Origin of the sequence: Comamonas sp. A7-5, from assembly GCF_039581385.1 — a bacterium.
In the GTDB taxonomy this organism is placed as follows: Bacteria; Pseudomonadota; Gammaproteobacteria; order Burkholderiales; family Burkholderiaceae_C; genus Comamonas; species Comamonas thiooxydans.
The window spans coordinates 249475-269995 of sequence record NZ_JBCPWO010000004.1 but is presented as its reverse complement, the minus strand read 5'-3'; the positions used below and the strand labels follow the sequence as shown (position 1 = coordinate 269995).

Here is a 20521-nt window from a genome sequence, read left to right as displayed (position 1 = left end):
AAAGGCGCTCCATGTCGCTGTATCAATGCCCGTGTTGCGACTATTTCTCGCTGGATGAGCGTGGCGAGTACAGCATCTGCAGCGTCTGCTTCTGGGAAGACAGTGGCTGGGATGTGGACTGCCCGGATGAATACTCCGGCCCTAACCACATGACGCTGCGCGAAGGTCGGCGCAACTTTCAGTACTTTGGTGCCTGCGATTACCGAATGCTCAAGAGCGTGCTCCCACCGGCAGCGCGCAGCCGCTATCGACATAGTCCGCGTGTTCTGCGCAGAGTGGCATCAATCGGCGTGGGGCAGTGACCGTCTGGCCTCGTCAACCCAGCGCAGGAATCGTATGCCTGGGTGCTGACGCAGCAGCGGATAGCGTTGGCGGTGGTAGCAGTCCCAGTAACTGGCGGCCTGCTGCTTGCAGGTAATCACAAATTCGGGGTTTTCGGCAGCAAAGCGCCCGTAGCTGTTTGGCAAAAGTCTATGAGTCTGGGCTGCCAGATTCTCAGCAATTTCCAGCACATACTCGCCAGCCGCGCGGACCACAAACGGCAGCACCCAGTTGCAGCCGTGCTCCAGCAACTGGCGCAGACAGGCTTCGCGCACTTTACCGTTGGCGTGGCGGCTGCCCAGGCACAGGGCCAGTTGCTGTGTGGGGCCGCTGCTTTCTTGAATGCATTGCTGCAGCTCACGTTTGTCGTAGTACACGCGGTAGGGTGCATGCAGCAACTCGCCATTGATGCTTATCGTGAAGCCGGGGTAGGGCTCGAATGCCTGCGACTTGCCCAGTCTTTGCAGCAGCGCAGCGGCGGTATCGCTCAGTGCTTGCGGAAACCGCGGCTGGTAGAGCATGACGGATGCTGATTCTGGCGGTGCTTAGCGATTGAAGGGCGCACCGCCCAGCTTGGTGCCGGCCTTGATGCCGCGCTTGGCAAACCAGCCCTGGTTCATCTCCAGCACATAGCGCACGGGCTTGGCCGAACAGTGGGAGTCCTCGCTCATGGGTTTCATGTCGGCCAGATTGACGATGGTGCCGTCATCGGCCACAAAGGCCGCCGTCAGCGGCAAGATGGTGTTGCGCATCCAGAAGCACTGCACGCCGGGTACTTCGAAGACAAAGAGCATGCCTTCCTGTTGCGGCATCTCCTTGCGGAACATGAGACCGATCTCGCGCTGCTGCGGCGTGACGGCCAGTTGGGTATCGATGCGGTACATGCCGGCCGTCAGGTCGATGCGGCGCAGATTCGTCTGCGGCTGACCTTCGTCGCGGGCCATGGCCGGGTTGCCGAACAGGCCCAGCAGGGCGGTACAGGCCAGGGCCAGCAGCGGAGCACGCCAGCCGGATTTGGGGATTGTCTTGGTGGGGCGGTTCTTCATGAGCCTTGCATGCCAAACAGGAAGTCGGAAGTCACAAGCCTATAGCAATCCGCGTGGGTTGCGGCGCAAATCGCTGTCACAAATAGGCTGCCGGAGCCGGTCTGCAAAATGCAAAGCCTGCAGAACTATCCGTTCGGCAGGCTTTGGCGTGAGTCAGGTCCGGCGTACAGAAGCATGGCGTGCCGGTATCGCCAGACCGGCTTTCAGCGCGCGATCAGGCTGGCTTGTGCATCTTTTTGCTGCTGTGCTGCATATGATGCTTTTTGGCAGGTTTTGCCTTCATATGCTTGACGGTGGGCGCCGCTGCTGCTGCCGCAGGGGTGGCAGGCTGCGCCGGCGTGGCGGCTTGAGCAAAAGCGCCAGCAGCGAACGAACCAGCAATCAGGACAGCGAGTAGTTTTTTCATATATGCCAATTTCCTAAAGATGCGGCAATGCCAGGTTTCAGATTGAAGTGAGGAGCAGCCCATCTGTCCCTCACGCCCTCTCAACGGCAGCCCTGTGCCGCCGTTGAAAGATTTTTATGCGGCATTTCTTAAAATTTGCTTAGAGCAAGGTGCCAAAATCGGGGGCAACAAAATAGCACCAAAAAGGTGCGCCACCGCGCAGTATTCAAGACTAGGAGATTCCACAACATGAGCACGTCCCAGCACATCCAGGTTCCGCCGCAAGGGGAGAAGATCAGCGTCAACGCGGACAAGACACTGAATGTTCCGAGCCAACCCATCATTCCCTTCATCGAGGGCGATGGTGTCGGTGTTGATGTGACGCCGGTGATGCGCAAGGTGGCAGACGCTGCCGTTGCCAAGGTCTATGGCGGGCAGCGCAAGATTGCCTGGATGGAGGTGTATGCGGGTGAGAAGGCCACGCGGATCTACGGCCCCGATGTCTGGCTGCCCGAGGAAACCGTGGCCGCCGTGCGCGACTATGCCGTGTCCATCAAGGGCCCGCTGACCACGCCAGTGGGCGGCGGCATCCGCTCGCTGAACGTGGCGCTGCGCCAGGAACTGGATCTTTATGTCTGCCTGCGCCCCGTGCAGTACTTCAAGGGTGTGCCTTCGCCGCTCAAGGAGCCCGAGAAGACGAATATGGTGATCTTCCGCGAGAACTCGGAGGACATCTACGCGGGCATCGAATACGCGGCCGGCAGCGAGAAGGCGAAAAAGCTCATCGACTTCCTGGCCAAGGAAATGGGCGCCAACAAGATCCGCTTTCCCGAAACCTCGGGCATCGGCATCAAGCCCGTCTCGCGCGAGGGCACGGAGCGCCTGGTGCGCAAGGCCATCCAGTACGCCATCGACAACAACAAGCCCAGTGTGACCCTGGTTCACAAGGGCAACATCATGAAGTACACGGAAGGCGCTTTCCGTGACTGGGGCTATGCGCTGGCGCAGCGCGAGTTCGGTGCCGAGCTGATCGACGGCGGCCCCTGGTGCCGCATCAAGCACCCGAAGACGGGCAAGGACATCGTCATCAAGGACTCGATCACCGACGCCTTCTTGCAGCAGATTCTGATGCGTCCGGCCGAATATTCGGTGGTGGCCACGCTCAACCTCAACGGCGACTACATCTCGGATGCGCTGGCCGCGCAGGTGGGCGGGATCGGCATTGCTCCCGGTGCCAACCTGTCGGAGAGCATTGCCTGCTTCGAAGCCACCCACGGCACGGCGCCGCGCTATGCGGGTAAGGATTATGTGAACCCCGGCTCCATGATTCTCTGCGCCGAGATGATGCTGCGTCATATGGGCTGGCGCGAGGCTGCGGATCTGATCGTCGAGTCGCTGGAAAAAGCCATCCAGAGCAAGCATGTGACCTATGACTTCGCCCGTCTGATGGACGGTGCGACCCAGGTGTCCTGCTCAGGCTTTGGGGATGTGGTGATCTCGATGATGGACTGAGCTGAGCCGCCTGCCTGGCAGCTTTGAAGATCTGCCGGCACTGCCATCTCAGCGGCCGCACCGTCTCCACGGTGCGGCTTTTTTTATGCCTTCTTACCTGGCGTTTGTAGTCCTGAGGCTGGCGTGCAAAGCCTCGAAAGTATGTCGATGTGTATCGGCATTAAAGCGTGCAATACACAAATGGCAATTAATTTCAGGTGAGGCTATGGCTCCTTCATCCAATGACGGGCGCTGGTACTGGCTTGCAGTGGGGTTGCTGATGCTGCTCATGGGTCTGTACCTGACCATAGGCGGCGGCATTCTGCTCGGCAAGGGAGGCAGCTGGTACTTTGTGCTGATGGGGCTGGCGCTGCTGGCATCGGCCACACTGCTGCTGGCGCGGCGCAGGGCCGGCGCCCATCTCTATGCGCTGGCCTTTGTGCTGACCCTGGTATGGGCCTGGTGGGATGCGGGCTGGGAGTTCTGGCCGCTGGTTTCGCGTCTGATGGTGTTTGCCGTGCTGGGCCTGCTGGTGGCCCTGGGCTACGCACAGCTTGAGGCGGGCAAGCTGGTCATGAACGACTACGGACGCCTGGGAGCCGCAGTGTCGGTGGTGGTGCTGGGCCTGGGCATCGTCGCGACTGCCGTCAGTGCCTTCTCGCCCAAGGGCGTGATCGCTCCCGAGGTCACCGAAGTGCCTTCGGTAGGCTCCATGGAGATCAAGGCCTCGGACTGGACGGACTGGGGGCAGGGCCCCGCAGGACAGCGCTTTGCGGCTGTCGAGCAGATCAGCCGGGACAATGTCGGCAAGCTGGCTGTAGCCTGGACGGCACGCACCGGCGATGTGCCACAGAGCACGGGCTCGGGTGCCGAAGACCAGAACACGCCGCAGCAGATCGGGGAGCGCCTGTATGTCTGCACGGCCTACGGCAAGGTGCTGGCGCTGGATGTGGACACGGGCGAGGAGAAGTGGAAATTCGACCCCGAGGCCAAGTCACCCAACTGGCAGCGCTGCAGAGGTCTGGGTTACTTCGATGGCAATGAGGCCGCAATCAAGGCCTCGGGTGCCCTCGGCAAGCCCGGAGATGTTGCGCCAGGCTGCAGGCGTCGTCTGTTTCTGCCCACCATCGATGCGCGATTGATCGCGCTCGATCCCGATTCGGGCAAGCCATGCACCGACTTCGGCAAGGACGGCGTGCTGGATCTGACCCAGGGCATGGGCGAGGTCAAGCAGGGCTGGTATCAGCAGACCTCGGCGCCGCTGGTGACCGAGAACCTGGTGATCGTGGGTGGGCGCGTGGCTGACAATTTCTCGACCGACGAGCCCTCGGGCGTGGTGCGAGCCTTCGATGTGCACAGCGGCAAGCTGGTCTGGGCCTGGGACTCGGGCAATGCCGACATCACCGGGCCGCCGCCGCAGGGACAGACCTATACGCGCAACTCGCCCAATGTCTGGGGCGGCATGTCCTATGACGCCAGGCTGGGCCTGGCCTATCTGGGCACGGGCAATGCGACGCCGGACTTCTATGCGGCCCAGCGCACTGCGGAGATGGAGAAGAACAGCTCCGCCATCGTGGCCATGGATATCCGCACCGGCAAGCCGCGCTGGCTCTACCAGACCGTGCATCACGATCTGTGGGACTTCGACATCCCGTCCCAGCCCGCTCTGGTCGATGTGAGCAATGCCCAGGGCGGGGTGGACCCCGCGCTGCTGCAGGTGACCAAGCAGGGCATGATTTTCATGCTCAACCGCGAGACCGGCGAGCCTCTGGCAGAGGTGCAGGAGCTGCCCGTGCCGCAAGGCCATGTGCCGGGCGAGCGCTATGCGCCGACCCAGCCGCATTCCACGGGCATGCCCAATATCGGCAACCAGACTCTCAAGGAGTCCGATATGTGGGGCGCCACGCCCTTCGATCAGCTGCTGTGCCGGATTGCCTTCAAGGACATGCAGCATCAAGGCGTGTTCACGCCGCCAGGCATGGGGCCGACGCTGCAGTTTCCCGGTTCCCTGGGCGGTATGAACTGGGGCAGCGTCTCCATAGATCCGATCAGCCAGACCATGTTTGTCAACGATATGCGCCTGGGTCTGGCGAACTACATGATTGCGCGCGCCGATATGAAGCCCGGTGCCAGCGGCATCGAGATGGGGGCCGTGCCCCAGGAGGGCACGCCGTTTGGTGCCATGCGCCAGCGCTTTCTATCGCCGCTGGGCATTCCATGCCAGAAGCCGCCTTTCGGCACCATGACGGCCGTGGATCTGAAATCCCGGCAGATCAAATGGCAGGTACCCGTGGGCACGGTGCGCGACACCGGTCCTCTGGGCATTCCCATGTGGCTGCCAATTCCCATCGGCATGCCCACGCTGGGGCCTTCCATGGTCACCAAGTCGGGGCTGGTGTTCTTCGCGGGCACGCAGGACTTCTATCTGCGCGCCTTCGATAGCGCCAACGGCAAGGAGATCTGGCGCTCGCGCCTGCCCGTGGGCAGTCAGGGCGGGCCGATGAGCTATGTCTCGCCCAGAACCGGCAGGCAGTATGTGGTGATCACCGCCGGTGGCGCACGCCAGTCGCCCAAGCGCGGTGACTATGTGATCGCCTATGCCCTGCCGCAATAGCGAAAGCAAGAGCGACAGGCTGCGGAGCCGTCGGCAGAAGGATTTAAAAAGATAGCTTCCTGCGCTTGATGGATAAGGAACTCAGATTGAGTAGTGTCTGAGTTCATTGAAAAACAAGCGCTATAAGCTATGAATAAAAGAGTATCTGCCGCGCAGGCTACGCCACGCTGGCCGCGCCGCTCAGCGCGGTGGCAGCTCGCAGCCGTCGGGGCCGCAACTGGTGTCGGTGTCGCCGGCCTGCTGCTGATTGAGCTCGGCAATCTGCTCGGCCCAGGCGGCCAGTTGCTGCTTCCAGCCGTCGACATCGCCCAGCCATTCGCCGATTTCGATGCGCTGCACGGCGCGTTGGCCGGCCTGCTCGGGGTGGTCGAACTCCAGGGCCAGGGTGGGAAAGCCCTGGCCCTGCACCATGCCCAGCCATTCGCGGCTTTCGGCAATATGCTTTTGCGTGGCCGCGCCGCTTTGCTCGGCGTAGGCCGCGTCATAGGCCGCGCTGTCCAGACCGATGCCAGTTGCCAGCTCGCGCAGCACGGCGGGCTCGCTGATGCGGCGGCCTTCCACATAGTGGGCTTTCTGCTCGGCAGCCAGCATCTCCAGGCCCTTGCCTGCCAGCGCTTCGGCGGCCAGCAGGGCCGTGGTTGGGGGCTCGGAGTCCAGCGGCGCGCCAATGTCATTGAGCAGGCCGTTGAGATAGGCATCGCCAAAAGGCTGGCCCGTCATCTCGGCAATGCGCTGGTCGCTGGGCATGACTTTGTCACGCCAGTCTGCGGTGATGGTGCGCGTGTGGGCGCCAGTCAGCATGCCGCCGGCATGCCATTGAACCTCGATACCGGGCACCTCACGCGCGGCCTTGACCAGCGGGGCGGCGGCATAGCACCAGCCGCACAGAGGATCGAAAATATAGTGCAGCACCAGGGCGGGCAGCTTGGATGTGTTCATATTGGGCGACCTTGCAGGCCGGTAGATTTGCAAACAAGCTTCAATGTAAGCGCGGTAGCGGCGCTGGCGCCGTAATGGTTGGGTATGACCTTGGCGCCGGTCTTGGCAAAATGGCCGCATTGTCCTCAGCTTGTTTGCCTGCCCATGCGCCTGAATGTCACGCCGCCGCCCCAGTCCTCGCCAGAGTCCGAGCCTTCCCCGCAATCCGTGGCACGGCGCAGCACCATGCTGTTTCTGCTGTTCTGGCTGGTGGTCATGGCTGCGATGTATCTGGCCATGCAGCATTTCCTCAAGCCGGCCCAGGCCAAGGTCATGGCCGACGGCACGGTGCGCATAGAGCGCGGCATGGACGGGCATTTCCGTGTCAAGGGTTATGTCAACGATCAGCCCGTCACCTTTATGGTCGATACCGGTGCCACCTCGGTCAGCGTGACCGATGCGCTGGCCGAGCGTGCCGGTCTGGAGGGTGGCGAGAAGGTACGTTTTCGCACGGCCAACGGCGAACGCGACGGCCGCATCGTCACCGCCGACGAGGTCCGTATCGCCAGCCTGCGTGTGCGCGACGTGCGCGTGGGCACGGGCTATACGGGCGACGACAGCGAAGACGCCTTGCTGGGCCAGAACTTTCTGCGCTTCTTCGATGTGCAGATGAGCGGCGATGAAATGCTGCTGCGCCCGCGCAAGTGAGTGCCGTGAAGATACTGACCGTGATTTTGCGCACTTGTGCGAGTCATAGGCCGCGGCAGCCCAAAAGCGATCGCAGACTGGATTAAAGTAGGGCGCTTTGCCAACCGGCAAACAGGAATAGTGCGCTGTGCGTGGGCCTCACACGGGCCTCTTGCGGTTGCCGCACTCGCCGCTCATGGGTGAAAGACATGTTCCGGGACTGTTGCCATTCAATGGACCGCAGGCGAAAGCTGGCTGCGGCAGACGACACTCAATGGACTGGTTAACCCAACTCTTCAAAGCCCTCAACGATATTGTCTGGGGCGTTCCCATGATCGTGCTGATTCTCGGCACGGGTTTTTATCTGCAGATCCGCCTGGGCTTCATGCCGCTGCGCAACATCGTGCGCGGCTTTCGCATGATCTGGCGCAGCCGCCGTCCCGGCGACAAGGCAGATGGCGACATCACTCCCTATGCAGCGTTGATGACGGCATTGTCCGCCACCGTGGGCACGGGCAATATTGCCGGCGTGGCCACGGCCATTGCCGTGGGCGGCCCGGGCGCACTGTTCTGGATGTGGATGACGGCGCTGCTGGGCATGGCTACCAAGTATGGCGAGGTGGTGCTGGCGGTGAAGTACCGCGAGAAAAACGACCACGGCCAGTGGGTGGGCGGCCCGATGTACGCCATCAAGAACGGTCTGGGCAGCAAGTGGAAATGGCTGGGTACGCTGTTTGCCATCTTTGGCGGTCTGGCCGGTTTCGGCATCGGCTCCATGGTGCAGTCCAACGGTATTGCATCGGCCATGCACACGGCTTTCGGTCTGGAGAGCTGGATCACAGGCCTCGGCCTGGCCGTGCTTACCGGTGCCGTGGTGCTGGGAGGCATCACCCGCATCGGTGCGGTGGCCGAAAAGCTGGTGCCTGCCATGTGCGTGGCCTATGTGGTCTGCGTGCTCTATGTGCTGGGCGTGTACTTCGACCGCATTCCGGCTGCGTTTGCACTGATCTTCGAGCAGGCCTTCAGCCCCACGGCGGCCACGGGCGGCTTTCTGGGCTCGACGGTGCTGATGGCCATCCGCATGGGCGTGGCGCGCGGCATCTTTTCCAACGAAGCGGGCCTGGGCACGGCCGGCATCGCCCAGGCTGCTGGTGCCACGCGAGACCCCGTTTTCTCGGGGCTGGTAGGCATGATGGGCACCTTCATCGACACCATCATCGTCTGCACCATGACCGGGCTGGCCATCGTGGTCAGCGGCGTCTGGAATTCCGGCGCAACCGGGGCCGTGCTGTCCACCCAGAGCTTCGAGGCCGCCATGCCCGGCGTGGGCAAATATGTGCTGGCCGTTTCGCTGTCGGTGTTTGCCTTCACCACGATTCTGGGCTGGGCCTATTACGGTGAAAAATGCTGGACCTATCTGGTCGGCACCATCTGTGAAAAGCCCTTCCGCATCCTCTGGACCATCAGCGCCTTTGTGGGGGCCGTGGCCACGCTGGACTTTGCCTGGCTGGTCGCCGATACGCTGAACGCGCTGATGGCGATTCCCAATCTGATCTCGCTGCTGCTGCTCTCACCCGTGATCGTGCAGCTCACGCGCGAATACTTTGCGCGCCAGGATAGCCAGGCCTGATCATTTTGATAGCTTTAGGCGCTTGACGCACAAGTGCTGGAGCTTGACTTGACCTCACACAGGGCGCAGTTGTGCAAGCAGCTGCGCCCTGTGCAGTTTTGGGGCCGTGGCTGAAGCAGCCCCGCATATCTGCGAAAATACCTCCCACACAGGGAATGACTGTTGCGGAAAATATTGCCGCAGCCGTTGTGCGTATCGAGGCTCGATCCACGCCCTTGCTTCGTGGCCTGCCGGCTTCATCTTGAGATGAGACTGCAGGTTTTTCATGTTGCCGAGCCTCAGGTCGAATCGCCGCATTGTCGCGATTCCCGCTTTGCGCCCGACCACACGCCATTGCCCGGCAGCCATGCAGGCTGTCAGGCGTAGCCATGGATAGTCTGCCGTGTCCCACCGCCAGCCCGTTCGCGTTCCCGAACGTCACCAGTTTGATGCCCTGATCGATGCCCGCTCGCCCGCCGAGTTTGAGCAGGACCATATCCCCGGTTCCATCAACTGTCCGGTACTGAGCAATGCCGAGCGTGCCGAGATCGGCACCATCTACAAGCAGGTCAGCCCTTTTGAGGCCAAGCGTCTGGGGGCGGCCTATGTGTCGGCCAATCTGGCACGCCATCTGCGCGAAACCTTTGCCGACAAGCCTGCCAACTGGAAGCCCCTGGTCTATTGCTGGCGCGGCGGCCTGCGCAGCGGCTCCATGGTGACCTGGCTGCGTCTGGTCGGCTGGGATGCACAGCAGCTGGCCGGTGGCTACAAGGCGTTTCGCGGTCATGTGATCGCGCAGCTCGAAAGCCTGGTGCCGCAGCTGCAGATGCGCGTGCTGTGCGGCGCCACCGGCTCGGCCAAGACCCGCGTGCTGCATGCGCTGGCCCAAAGAGGCGAGCAGGTGCTCGACCTGGAGGGCTATGCCAGCCACAAGGGCTCCTTGCTGGGCGGTCTGCCCGGCATCGAGCAGCCCAGCCAGAAGCGTTTCGAGACCCTGATTGCCGAGCAGATGGAGACCTTCGATCTCTCGCGTCCCGTCTATCTGGAAGGCGAGAGCGCCAAGATCGGCCGCGTCGGCCTGCCGCTGGTGCTGGTGCAGCATCTGCACAAGGCTCCGGTCATCGAGGTGCGTGCGACGACCGCCGCACGCCTTTCCTATCTGCTGCGCGACTATGCCTACCTGGGGGACGATCCCGAAGTGCTGGCCACCAAGCTGGGCTGGCTCAAGGAGCTGCAGGGCAAGGAGACCGTGGGCCGCTGGCAGCAATGGGCTCGGGCCGGGGAGCTGCCTTCGCTGTTCGAGGAGCTGATGCTGCGCCACTACGACCCGCACTACGAGCGCTCCCAGTCGAATCACTTCGAGCAATGGCCCCGGCGCCAGGTTCTGGAGACAGACCAGCTCTCGGATGAGGCCATCGCCGGTCTGGCGCGGCAGATCATTGCGATGCAGGCGCGCTGAGCCAGGCCGCTTGTTCAAGCATGCCGGCTGAAACGGGCCGGTGCGGTGCGGACTAGTCCAGCTTCATCACCATCAGCACCTCGTCGAAATACTCGCCGTCCACATACAGGGCCGCAGGCTCCAGCCCATATTCGCTAAAACCTGCCTGCTCATACAAGCGTAGTGCGTTGCCGTTGCCGGCATTGCAGCCCAGCATCAGCTGTCGCAAGTTCAGCGCTCTGCCGTGCTCAACAGCCGTCTCCAGCAGGCGGCGGGCCAGGCCTTGGCCTCGGGCCGCCGCAGCCACGTACATGGCAAAGAGATTGCCCTTGTGCGCAGTCTTTTCTCCCTGCTCGCGATACATGCCCAGGGTGGCGCAGAGTCTGCCGTCTGCGTCAAAGCCTCCCCACATGGCTTGGCCTGGCGTGCTGCCGAAACGACTCAGTATCTGCGCATCGCCGAGTGCCCGTTCGCTGGCAGGTGTGGCACCGAAGGCGGTGGGGCATTCTGTCAGGGCTTGCAGGCGCAGGGCGCGATAACTGCAAAGGTCGGACTCGGTCAGTTGGCGTATGTCATATTGCATGGACCGAGTTTAGACATGCTCGGCAAAGATGGGCACCAGCGACAGCAGCAGCAGGCCGGCCATCACGCCGTTGAACATGCGCAGGGCCTGTGGAGTGCGCAGTGCGCGCCCCACGGTGCTGCCGAACAGGGTCCAGACGCTGATGCTGGGGTAGTTGACCAGGCCCAGAACAAGGGCCGATAGCATCAGATTGACGAAAAAGCCTTCGCGCGGTGTGTAAGTCGCCACCACGCCCACGGCCATGATCCAGGCCTTGGGATTGACCCACTGGAAGGCAGCTGCCTGCCAGAAGCTGAACGGGCGGCTGCCCGACTGGCCCTGGTCCACGCCGCCGGCACGGGCGATTTTCCATGCCAGCCAGATCAGATAGGCCGCGCCCACATATTTGAGCAGGGTGTAGATGCGGGGCTCGGCCTCGAACAACTTGCCCAGGCCCGCGCCGATCAGCAGCACCATGATGACCACGCCCAGACAGATGCCCAGCATATGCGGCACGCTGCGGCGATAGCCGAAAGTGGCCCCCGAGGCCGTCAGCATCACATTATTGGGGCCAGGCGTCACGGAGCTGACAAAGGCAAACATGGCCAATGGCAGGATGAAGGCAGAGGATTCAGGCAGAAATGACATGGTGAACCTTGGGGCTGCATAAGCGTTGTGCCTCTATACTAAGATCTGTAGTCAGTACACTATCAGTACACTTTTGCAGGCCAGTTGATGAGCTGGCCTGCTCTAATTGACCTGACACTTTGAGGAAGCACTTCATGCTGGATGCTCATATCGACGGCAGGGCAGCGACCCCGGCAGCCTTGCCTGTGGCCGCTACGGCATCCCTGGGCTGGCAGCCCATGCGCTCCAGTGCGGTGGGACTGGTGGAGCAGTTGGTCGAGCATTTCGGCGGGCTGATCCGCAACCACGGCCTGCGTGTGGGCGTGCGCCTGCCTTCGGTGCGGGCGTTGGCGGAAAGCGCAGGTGTCAGCCGCGACACCGTGGTCCAGGCCTACGACAAGCTGGCTGCCCAGGGCCTGGTGCAATCGCGGCGCGGCAGCGGTTTTTATGTGGCTGCCCAGCGCCGTGTGATGGAGCCTGCCGCCGTTGCTGCCGCCTCGGCGCAGCCGGCGGACTTCGACACCGCTTATCTGCTGCGCGGCATTTTTCGTGATGACAGCGCGGGCACCGGGGGTGCGGGCTGCCTGCCTTCGAGCTGGATGGACCAGGGTCTGATCACGGGCGCCATGCGCGCCATCACCCGTAACAATGCGCGGGCCGAGCAGAGCTTTCTCAGCTATGGCCATCCACAGGGCTTTCTGCCATTGCGCCAGCAGATCGCCTCGAATCTGCAAGCCCAGGAGGTGCCGGCCCATCCCGAGGCCAATCTCATGACGGTGGGCGGGGTGACCCATGGGCTGGATCTGGTCGTGCGCTGCTTTCTCAAGCCCGGCGATACCGTGCTGGTCGAAGATCCGGCCTGGTTTCTGATCTTCGGGCGGCTCAAGTACATGGGTGTGAATGTGGTCGGCGTGCCGCGCCTGCCCGGCGGGCCCGATGTGGCTGCCCTGGCATCGCTGGCCCAGAGCCACAAGCCCAAGCTCTTCATCCTCAACACGGCGGTGCACAACCCCACGGGGCTGAGCCTGTCTGCCGGCGTGGCCCACGAGGTGCTGCGCATTGCCGAGCGCCATGATTTCCTGCTGGTAGAGGACGACACCTATGCCGAATTCCTGGGCGCCATGCCGCTGAGGCTGGCGGCCATGGACAGATTGCAGCGCGTGATTCTGGTGGGGGGCTATTCCAAGACCTTGTCGGGCGGCCTGCGCGTGGGCTATATCGCGGCCAAACCCGAGTATGTGCACCGCCTGACCGACATGAAGCTGCTGGCAGGCCTGACCTCTTCGCTGCCGGCGGAGCAGATCGTGCACCATATTCTGGCCGACGGTTCCTTTCGCAAGCATGTGGACCGGCTGCGCGAGCGCGTGGACCGCGCGCGCGGTCGCTGTCTGCGCAAGCTCGAAGCGCTGGGCTGCCATGCGGAGTACGAACCCGTGGCCGGCACTTTTGCCTGGGTCGACTGCGGCGTGGATACCGAGGTGCTGGCGCGTCAGGCGGCGCTGAGCAATCTGCTGCTGGCTCCGGGTCTGCTGTTTTCGCCGCAGCAGGCAACCAGCAGCAAGCTGCGCGTGCCCGTGGCGATGGCCGACCAGACCGAGCCATGGAAGGTGCTGGAGCAGATCCTCCGGCAGCTGCGCAAATAGCGTCCTGGCCGGTGAACGGGCCCGGGCTTTGTTCACGATTGATAACAATCGCGCGCCTCTGGCGTGATTGAACACGTTGCATCTGCTGTTATGTTTGTAGCATGACAGCAGCACGAGCTTTGCCCCATGCCGCCGCAGGTCACTGCACGCGCGATTTCCTGCGTGCTCGCCCGCTCATGGGGCGGTGGCTGCTGTCAGGGCTTGTGCTTTGCGCTTTGGCCGCTTGTTCCAGTGCCCCCACGAATCACGGCGAAGTGAAGGGCGAGGACTTTCACTCGCGCGAGCTGCTGCAGTCCGACAGCAACCGCATGGCAACGCTGGCCATGAAGGAAAATCTGGAGAGCCTGTTTCTCATCATGGACAAGCTCTATCGCCGCAACCCCGCCGAATGGAAAAAGACCGCCTCCAGCCGGGAGGCGGCCATGACTTATGTGCGCATTGCCGTCATGGAGCGCCAGCCCTGGCATGAACTGCAGGACAAGCGCGATGTGGCAGCGCTGTCCCTGGCCTTGCAGCCCGAGTTCGCCGGAGACCGGGTCGCGGCCTTCGTCCATGCTGCAGCCGATATGCTGATCACCGCGCATGGCGGGCGAACCAGCTTCACGCTGATCGACGGGCTGGACCCGCAGCATGTCTTCAATGCAGCGCGCAATCTGGAGATCGCCAACTGGATTCTCAACTCGCGCAAGACGCCCGGTGGAAAGCCCTTGCTGCTATCGAATCAGATAGCGGAAGAGGGGCGCAACCTGAGCTTCGAGCGCGAGATGGGAAAGATCATAGGCCGGCTGGATCTGGTGGCGGATTACACCACCGAGCGCTATCGGCGCTCCGTCATCGGCTATGCGCAGGGATTGCTTGCCGGCCCGTTCATGCAGTTTTTGCCCGTTCGATAGAAGTTCTTCAGGCCTCACAGAGCACGATGGTGGCAATCGCGGACGAGTCTTCCATGGCACGCACGGCGTGGGGCATATTGGCTGGCAGATGCATGAGTTGCTTGGGCCCCAGTTCATGCACGGTCTGGCCGATGAGAACTTCGAGCCGACCTTCCAGGCATTGCAGGCTGACGCTGCCAGGCACGCGATGCGGCGGCAGCGACTGGCCCGAGCGCAGCACGACGCGAATGACTTCCAGATCTTCCGCCTTGAAGAGCACGCTCGAGTGAGCGGCAGGAAGCCTGGCTCCGTAAGGAGCGACATCCAGAGCTTGGTGGGTGGGCGTGGAGTGGATATGGTCCATGACAGCACCTGAGCGAAAGCGGTAATAAGGCATTCTCCCCCGAGTGGGGCCCAAGTTCAATCACCGTTTTGTGACAGCGCTGTAGGGCATCAGGCCTTATCGCCTCGTTTCGTTGCTCATCAGCGCTGTTTGGGGCGTATCGCAGAGGTCCGGGAACGGCTGGCAGCCGTCATGCCAAGTGTTGTAGATTCTCGGCAGGCATGGGGCTGAAGCCCGCTGTCGCGAACTCTGCAGCCCAGCGTTTCAGCAGGATCGAATAAGCGTTCAGGAAGAACTGTCGAGGAGCCTGAATCCGCCAGTTTGCGGGCAGGTAGAAGCAGCCGTCATGGCTGTCTTGCAGTGGGGCTGCAAAGTCGTATTGCAGGCTTTGCAAGGCGGCTTGCAATGACCGGGTCAGCATCACTTTATGCGCTGTGCTCCATGAAGCCTGCTCACAGCAGGGAAAGAAATAGCGATCGAGCAACTGCAGCAACTGCTGGGGATCATTGGGATCATAGGCTGCGAGTTCCTGACCCAGAGACTCTTCCCGATCATAGATATCGAAGGGCGCCAGCAAAAGAGACGGGTCGGCATGGAACTCGATGTCGCTGCCGGGGTGCTTGAGAGGCTCGGCCATGGTCAGAGGAATACAGAAGAAACAAGGCGACAGTCTGCCATTGAGCGGCGCTTCAACCCCGTATCCGCTCCAGCTATTTGCTCAAGCTGAATGCCTTGCGTCAGCGCCAGCTCGCGTGAATAGCTGATGACGTTGCTAGTGCAGCATATGTATTGCTTCCAGGCGTCCGAGCCGCTCTCGCCGCCAAAAAGCTCCGTCGATCTCGACGCCTCTGGGCCTGACCAGAGCGGGCCGCTGCCGCCACCTCAAGGGCATAAGGGCTGGGGACGCTTGTACAAATCCGGCTCATTTCTCCGTGCAGAGGGGGAAGGCGAGGCGTCGTGCGCAGCGGCTGGGAATGTCTAGCTGGATTTAATGATTCGTAAATTGAATCATTCATGCGGTTTAAACAATTGGACTTGAATGATTGAACGCTTCAGCATGCAGTGCAGGCACCGGATACAGGTGCCGCAGCCTGAACAAGGAGACAAGCATGAACAAGCGATTCTTACTGCGCGCCTGTGCGAGCGCAGGCCTGGCAGCCACCATGAGCATGGGCCTTGGCGGGACGGTGCTGGCTCAGGAGAGCTATCCCGCAGCCCCCATCACGCTGGTGGTGCCGTTTGCTGCTGGCAGCGGCACCGATGCGGTGGCGCGCGTGGTGGCCAACAAGCTGGGCGAGCGACTCAAGCAGCCCGTGGTGGTGGACAACCGGGCCGGGGCCAATGCCCAGATTGCAGCCGCGCATGTGGTCAAGGCCAAGCCGGACGGCTATACGCTGTTCATGACCACCAACACCTCGCATTCGGCCAATCCCTGGCTGGTCAAGGGGCTCAAGTACGACCCCATCAAGGACTTCACGCCCGTGGCCCGCGTGGGCGAGCTGCCGTTCGCGCTGGTGGTCCATCCCTCGGTGCCGGCCAGGACCGTGGCCGAGCTGATTGCCTATGCCAGGTCGCATCCGGACAAGCTCTCCTACGGCACGCCCAACAGCACCTCGCTGGTGGCTTCGGAAACCTTCAAATACATCACGGGTACGCAGATCACCGGCGTGCCCTACAAGTCCAGCCCGCAGGCATTGACCGATGTGATGGGCAACCAGATCCAGATGTATGTGGCCGATCTGGGTTCGGCCTGGGGCACGCTCAAGACCGAGCGCGTGCGCACGCTGGGCGTGACGGCGGCCAAGGGATCGCAGCTGCTGCCCAATGTGCCCGCCATCGGCAAGACGCTGCCGGGCTTCGACATCACCTCGTGGAACGGCATCTTCGGCCCGGCAGGCATGCCCAAGGCCATTGCCGAGCGCATCAACGGCGAGCTGCAGCTCATCCTCAAGGACAAGGCCGTGCAGGAGCAACTGGCCCAGGTCGGCTTCGAAGTCTGGCCCACGGCCACACCCGACGAGTTCGCGCTCTATGTGAAGGAGCAGCTCGCCAAATGGGGGCAACTGGTCAAGCAGGCCGGCATCGAGGCGCAGTGAGATGACGAGCATGCATAGCGATAGCCGTCAGGCTGCAGGCCGCACAGCGGGCCCGTCAGCGGGTCACACAGCGGTTACATCAGCCGGTCCCCTGGCCGGCGTCAGGATCGTGGACATGACCTCGGTGATCATGGGGCCGTTTGCCACGCAGATTCTGGCCGCCCTGGGTGCCAATGTGATCAAGGTGGAATCGCCCGAGGGCGACAACATGCGCCATGTAGGCCCCATGCGCAACCCCGGCATGGGCCCCATTTTTCTGCAGGCCAACCAGGGCAAGCGCTCCGTGGTGCTTGATCTCAAGCAGGCCGCAGCACGCCAGGCGCTGCTGCAGCTGCTGGCCGATGCCGATGTCTTCATCAGCAATGTGCGGCCCCAGGCCATGGCCAGACTCGGGCTGGACTGGCAGACGCTGGAGCAGAGCCATCCGCGCCTGATCCATGTGAGCTGCTGCGGCTTCGATCAGGCCGGCCCCTATGCGGCCAAGCCTGCCTACGACGATCTGATACAGGGGGCGACCGGCGTGCCCTGGCTGGCCCAGCAGTACGGCGGGGGCGAGCCGTCCTATGCGCCCATGACGCTGGGAGACCGGGTCACGGGCCTGCATGCGGTCTATGCGGTCACCGCTGCGCTGTATGCGCGTGAGAAGAGCGGCCAGGGCCAGGCGGTGGTCGTGCCCATGTTCGAGGCCATGACGCAGTTCATCCTGGGCGATCACATGGCCGGGCTGAGCTTCGAGCCGCCGCTGGGCGATGCCGGCTATGCGCGGCTGCTGACGCGCCATCGCAAGCCCTACCGCACCAGCGACGGCCATCTCTGCGTGCTGATCTACAACGACAAGCACTGGCACAGCTTCTTCAATGCCATAGGCCAGGGCGAGCGCATGCGCGAGCCCATGTTTGCCACCCACGGCCAGCGCGCAGCGAATATCGATGCCGTCTATGCAGAGGTGGCGAACCTGATGCGCAAGCGCAGCACGGCCGAGTGGCGCGCGCTGCTCGATGCGGCCGATGTGCCGAATATGCCCATGGCTTCGCCCGAGGACTTGCTGGCCGACCCCCACCATGCGGCCACGGGTTTTGTGCGCGAGATCGAGCATCCCAGCGAGGGGCGGCTGCGCACCACGGCCAATCCCACGCAGTGGAGCGCCACGCCCCCGGGCCGCGAGGCCAGCGCTGCGCCGCAGCTGGGCCAGCACACGCTGCAGGTGCTGCGCGAGGCGGGTCTTGGCGAGGCGCAGATCGCCGCGCTGCAGGCCAGCGGTGCCTGCATGCAGGCTTCATCATCCAACGATAAAAGAGAGACAGACATATGCCCCGCTATCTGATCCGCGAGCAGGACGTACAGGGCTACAGCCCCGCCAACCACCACGGCACGGTGAATCGGCGCCTCGTCAGCCAGGCCAATGTCGGCGCCCAGCACATGGAAGTGGTGCTCGGAACGCTGGGAAAAGGCGGTGGCGCGCTGCCGCATGCCCATCCGGGCATGGAGCAGGCCTGCTATCTGCTGGACGGCACGGCCGAGGTGGAGGTGCAAAGCCAGGGCCAGACCGAGCGCTTTGCCATGCAGCCGGGCGACACCTGCTTTTTTCCCGAGGACTGCATGCATGTGTTTCGCGTCACCAGCGACCAGCCCGTGCGTCTGCTGGTCATCTACAGCCCGCCCTATGGCGAGAACCCGGCGCGCGTGCGCCGACCTGATTGATAAAAAACAATAGCTGATAGCGCTTGTGAGACAGGCGCTTGAGGCGGATTTCATTGAAATTCAACCGATAGAGAGAAGCCGCCATGGATTTTTTATGGAGCGCCGAGCAGGAACAGATCCGGGACGCCGTGCAGCGGGTCTGCGCGCCTTTCGATGATGACTACTGGCTGAAGAAGGACAGGGACGGCGGCTTTCCGCACGACTTCCACCAAGCCCTGGCCGAAGCCGGCTGGCTGGGCATTGCCATGCCCGAGGAGTTCGGCGGCGCGGGCCTCGGCATCACCGAGGCAGCGCTGATGATGCACACCATCTCGGCCACGGGGGCCGGACTGTCGGGGGCCTCGGCCGTGCACATGAACATCTTCGGCCTGCACCCGGCCGTGGTCTTCGGCACGGATGAACAAAGACAGCGCTGGCTGCCGCCGCTGATCGCGGGCCGGGACAAGGCCTGCTTCGGCGTGACCGAGCCCAATGCCGGACTCAACACCCTCAAGCTGCAGACCCGTGCCGTGCGCGAAGGCGATGTCTATGTCGTGCACGGGCAGAAGGTCTTCATCTCCACGGCCCAGGTGGCCAACAAGATATTGCTGCTGGCTCGCACCAGGCCCGTGGAGGAGTGCAAGGGTACTGAGGGCCTGTCGCTGTTCTACACCGACCTGGACCGCAGCCGCATCGCCGTGACCGAGATAGAGAAGATGGGCCGCAAATGCGTGGACACCAACCAGCTCTTCATCGACGGCCTGCGGATCCCGGTGCAGGACCGCATCGGCGAGGAGGGCAAGGGCTTTTCGTATATCTTGCACGGCCTCAACCCCGAGCGCATCCTGATCGCGGCCGAAGCCGTGGGCCTGGGCCGTGCGGCCCTGGCGCGCGCCACTCAGTACGCGAACGAACGCGTGGTCTTCGACCGGCCCATAGGCCAGAACCAGGGCGTGCAGCACCCGTTGGCCCAGGCCTGGATGGGGCTAGAGGCCGCACACCTGATGGTGCAGAAGGCCGCTTTCCTCTATGACAAGGGCCTGCCCTGCGGCGCCGAGGCCAATGCCGCCAAGTACCTGGCCGCCGAAGCCTGTGCCAAGGCCTGCGAGACCGCCATCTTCACGCACGGCGGCATGGGCTATGCCAAGGAGTTCCATGTGGAGCGCTATATGCGCGAGTCGTGGATTCCGCGGCTGGCACCTGTGAGTCCGCAGCTCATCATGTGCTTTATCGCCGAGAAGGTGCTGGGCTTGCCCAAGTCGTATTGATCGGCCTAGCGGCAGGGGATGGTAGGTCAAGCAAACGAAGTGGTGCTGTTTCTGATAGCTACTTGCGCTTTCTGTGATTGGGCTAGAGGCTGATTTGCCTTGAAATCTGTGTTGCGCCTGCCTGGCAAGAGGAGATGGTGAGCGAAGCTAATGACCTGCTTGGTTTGTTTGCAGAGGGCGGGTCTCGGCCCGCCTGCCGCCTCACTTTCTTGCTTGTGCAAGAAAGTAAGCAAAGAACACAGTCCCTGCTGCCCCCGTCCCGCCGGCTGTGCCTGCGGGCAACCTGCGTCGTCAAGCTCTTGCGGCTGTGCGGCCCAACTCACTTCGCGGCAAGCCGCTTCGCTCAGACAAACGGCCGCAAATTTGATGACGATGCAGCTGCACTCTGCGGTGCAACTGTGCGCCACAAGAACTTGCCGCCGCAGGCGTGGGCACAAGGGGCAAGACCGGATGCGGGATAGCTTCTTTGGAAAACTAGTAGGTGCTATCGCAATCTTTAAAGCGCCAGAGGCCGGCTTCGTCGCAACTCATGCAGGCCGCCCGTATCTACCCGTGTGTCTGCGCCTGCGGCACGCGGTTCGGGCTGCGGGCAACGCTGCCGTAGGACAGCGTTGCATCGTGAACGGACTTGCCGCCGTCTGTCTGAGCGAAGCGGCGTGCCGCGCAGCGAGTTGGGCGGCAGAGCAGCCCGAATGGCGTGACGCAGGTTTGCCCGTAGCGAAGCGCAGGGACGCGGACAGTCGGGGCGTGTTCTTTTGCCTTCTTTGCTTGCACGAGCAAGAAAAGAAGGTCGCCCGCCGGGGCGAAATCCCGGCCTCTGTCGCTGGCGACAAAGCAATGCGGTTTTTGATAGCTGCTTACACTTTCTGTAATTGGGATAGAGGCTTATTTCACATGAAGTTTTTGTTGCTACGGCCTGCG

The 20521-nt window shown here is 62.6% G+C and carries 20 protein-coding genes; 12 read left to right on the top strand and 8 right to left on the bottom strand.

Features of this window, described 5'->3' with window-relative positions; all coding sequences use genetic code 11:
- Positions 1-11: 11 nt before the first annotated feature.
- Complete coding sequence (locus AAIL67_RS09280) at positions 12-302, top strand: CPCC family cysteine-rich protein (protein WP_046460190.1); 291 nt, start codon at positions 12-14, stop codon at positions 300-302.
- Here the strand turns inward: AAIL67_RS09280 and AAIL67_RS09275 are convergent.
- From AAIL67_RS09275 to AAIL67_RS09265, 3 genes are all read right to left on the bottom strand, one after another.
- Positions 282-842 (bottom strand): hypothetical protein, encoded by a 561-nt coding sequence (locus AAIL67_RS09275; protein ID WP_343483843.1) that lies wholly within the window; start codon positions 840-842, stop codon positions 282-284. The two genes, AAIL67_RS09280 and AAIL67_RS09275, sit on opposite strands and share 21 nt — an antisense overlap.
- Positions 843-866: 24 nt before the next feature.
- A complete protein-coding gene (locus tag AAIL67_RS09270; RefSeq protein WP_003067435.1) occupies positions 867-1367 on the bottom strand; it encodes a DUF192 domain-containing protein in 501 nt (166 codons plus the stop codon).
- A 214-nt stretch (positions 1368-1581) separates the two neighbouring features.
- On the bottom strand, positions 1582-1773 hold the full coding sequence (locus AAIL67_RS09265; protein ID WP_280009486.1) for a hypothetical protein: 192 nt from the start codon (positions 1771-1773) through the stop codon (positions 1582-1584).
- A gap of 228 nt (positions 1774-2001) precedes the next feature.
- Here AAIL67_RS09265 and icd point away from each other — a divergent pair, with 228 nt between their 5' ends.
- Complete coding sequence (gene icd, locus AAIL67_RS09260; RefSeq protein WP_003067439.1) at positions 2002-3264, top strand: NADP-dependent isocitrate dehydrogenase; 1263 nt, start codon at positions 2002-2004, stop codon at positions 3262-3264.
- 205 nt (positions 3265-3469) lie between these two features.
- Positions 3470-5857 (top strand): membrane-bound PQQ-dependent dehydrogenase, glucose/quinate/shikimate family, encoded by a 2388-nt coding sequence (locus AAIL67_RS09255; protein ID WP_280009465.1) that lies wholly within the window; start codon positions 3470-3472, stop codon positions 5855-5857.
- 180 nt (positions 5858-6037) lie between these two features.
- Here the strand turns inward: AAIL67_RS09255 and AAIL67_RS09250 are convergent, their stop codons facing one another.
- Positions 6038-6796, bottom strand: a complete 759-nt coding sequence (locus AAIL67_RS09250; RefSeq protein ID WP_343483842.1) for a DsbA family protein — start codon at positions 6794-6796, stop codon at positions 6038-6040.
- A 144-nt stretch (positions 6797-6940) separates the two neighbouring features.
- On the opposite strand from AAIL67_RS09250, the gene AAIL67_RS09245 reads away from it, so the two are divergent.
- From AAIL67_RS09245 to mnmH, 3 genes are all read left to right on the top strand, one after another.
- Positions 6941-7483 (top strand): TIGR02281 family clan AA aspartic protease, encoded by a 543-nt coding sequence (locus AAIL67_RS09245; protein ID WP_046460195.1) that lies wholly within the window; start codon positions 6941-6943, stop codon positions 7481-7483.
- Between the two features lie 253 nt (positions 7484-7736).
- Positions 7737-9092 (top strand): sodium:alanine symporter family protein, encoded by a 1356-nt coding sequence (locus tag AAIL67_RS09240; protein ID WP_003067448.1) that lies wholly within the window; start codon positions 7737-7739, stop codon positions 9090-9092.
- Positions 9093-9474: 382 nt separating this feature from the next.
- Positions 9475-10530, top strand: coding sequence for a tRNA 2-selenouridine(34) synthase MnmH (gene mnmH / locus AAIL67_RS09235; protein WP_343483840.1), 1056 nt, complete (start codon positions 9475-9477; stop codon positions 10528-10530).
- A gap of 52 nt (positions 10531-10582) precedes the next feature.
- Here mnmH and AAIL67_RS09230 read toward each other — a convergent pair whose 3' ends face one another.
- Positions 10583-11092 carry a GNAT family N-acetyltransferase gene (locus tag AAIL67_RS09230; RefSeq protein WP_012838791.1) on the bottom strand — a complete coding sequence of 170 codons (510 nt, stop codon included), beginning with the start codon at positions 11090-11092 and terminating at the stop codon, positions 10583-10585.
- 9 nt (positions 11093-11101) lie between these two features.
- The gene (locus AAIL67_RS09225) at positions 11102-11719 is read right to left on the bottom strand and encodes a LysE family translocator (RefSeq protein ID WP_003067454.1); all 618 of its coding nucleotides are present in this window, start codon (positions 11717-11719) and stop codon (positions 11102-11104) included.
- Between the two features lie 134 nt (positions 11720-11853).
- On the opposite strand from AAIL67_RS09225, the gene AAIL67_RS09220 reads away from it, so the two are divergent.
- A complete protein-coding gene (locus tag AAIL67_RS09220; RefSeq protein ID WP_134737325.1) occupies positions 11854-13341 on the top strand; it encodes a PLP-dependent aminotransferase family protein in 1488 nt (495 codons plus the stop codon).
- A gap of 101 nt (positions 13342-13442) precedes the next feature.
- A complete protein-coding gene (locus AAIL67_RS09215; RefSeq protein ID WP_046460199.1) occupies positions 13443-14234 on the top strand; it encodes a hypothetical protein in 792 nt (263 codons plus the stop codon).
- A gap of 7 nt (positions 14235-14241) precedes the next feature.
- Here AAIL67_RS09215 and AAIL67_RS09210 read toward each other — a convergent pair whose 3' ends face one another.
- A complete protein-coding gene (locus AAIL67_RS09210; RefSeq protein WP_029158280.1) occupies positions 14242-14577 on the bottom strand; it encodes a cupin domain-containing protein in 336 nt (111 codons plus the stop codon).
- Between the two features lie 169 nt (positions 14578-14746).
- Positions 14747-15133 (bottom strand): hypothetical protein, encoded by a 387-nt coding sequence (locus AAIL67_RS09205; RefSeq protein WP_343483839.1) that lies wholly within the window; start codon positions 15131-15133, stop codon positions 14747-14749.
- Positions 15134-15665: 532 nt separating this feature from the next.
- On the opposite strand from AAIL67_RS09205, the gene AAIL67_RS09200 reads away from it, so the two are divergent.
- The 4 genes from AAIL67_RS09200 (at position 15666) to AAIL67_RS09185 (ending at position 19600) form a co-directional block, all read left to right on the top strand.
- Positions 15666-16652 (top strand): tripartite tricarboxylate transporter substrate-binding protein, encoded by a 987-nt coding sequence (locus tag AAIL67_RS09200; RefSeq protein WP_003067463.1) that lies wholly within the window; start codon positions 15666-15668, stop codon positions 16650-16652.
- A gap of 1 nt (position 16653) precedes the next feature.
- Positions 16654-17976, top strand: coding sequence for a CoA transferase (locus AAIL67_RS09195; protein WP_343483838.1), 1323 nt, complete (start codon positions 16654-16656; stop codon positions 17974-17976).
- The gene (locus tag AAIL67_RS09190) at positions 17961-18353 is read left to right on the top strand and encodes a cupin domain-containing protein (RefSeq protein ID WP_343483837.1); all 393 of its coding nucleotides are present in this window, start codon (positions 17961-17963) and stop codon (positions 18351-18353) included. The genes AAIL67_RS09195 and AAIL67_RS09190 overlap by 16 nt, the downstream gene beginning before the upstream one ends.
- Positions 18354-18436: 83 nt before the next feature.
- A complete protein-coding gene (locus tag AAIL67_RS09185) occupies positions 18437-19600 on the top strand; it encodes an acyl-CoA dehydrogenase family protein (protein ID WP_343483836.1) in 1164 nt (387 codons plus the stop codon).
- The last annotated feature ends 921 nt before the right edge of the window (positions 19601-20521 follow it).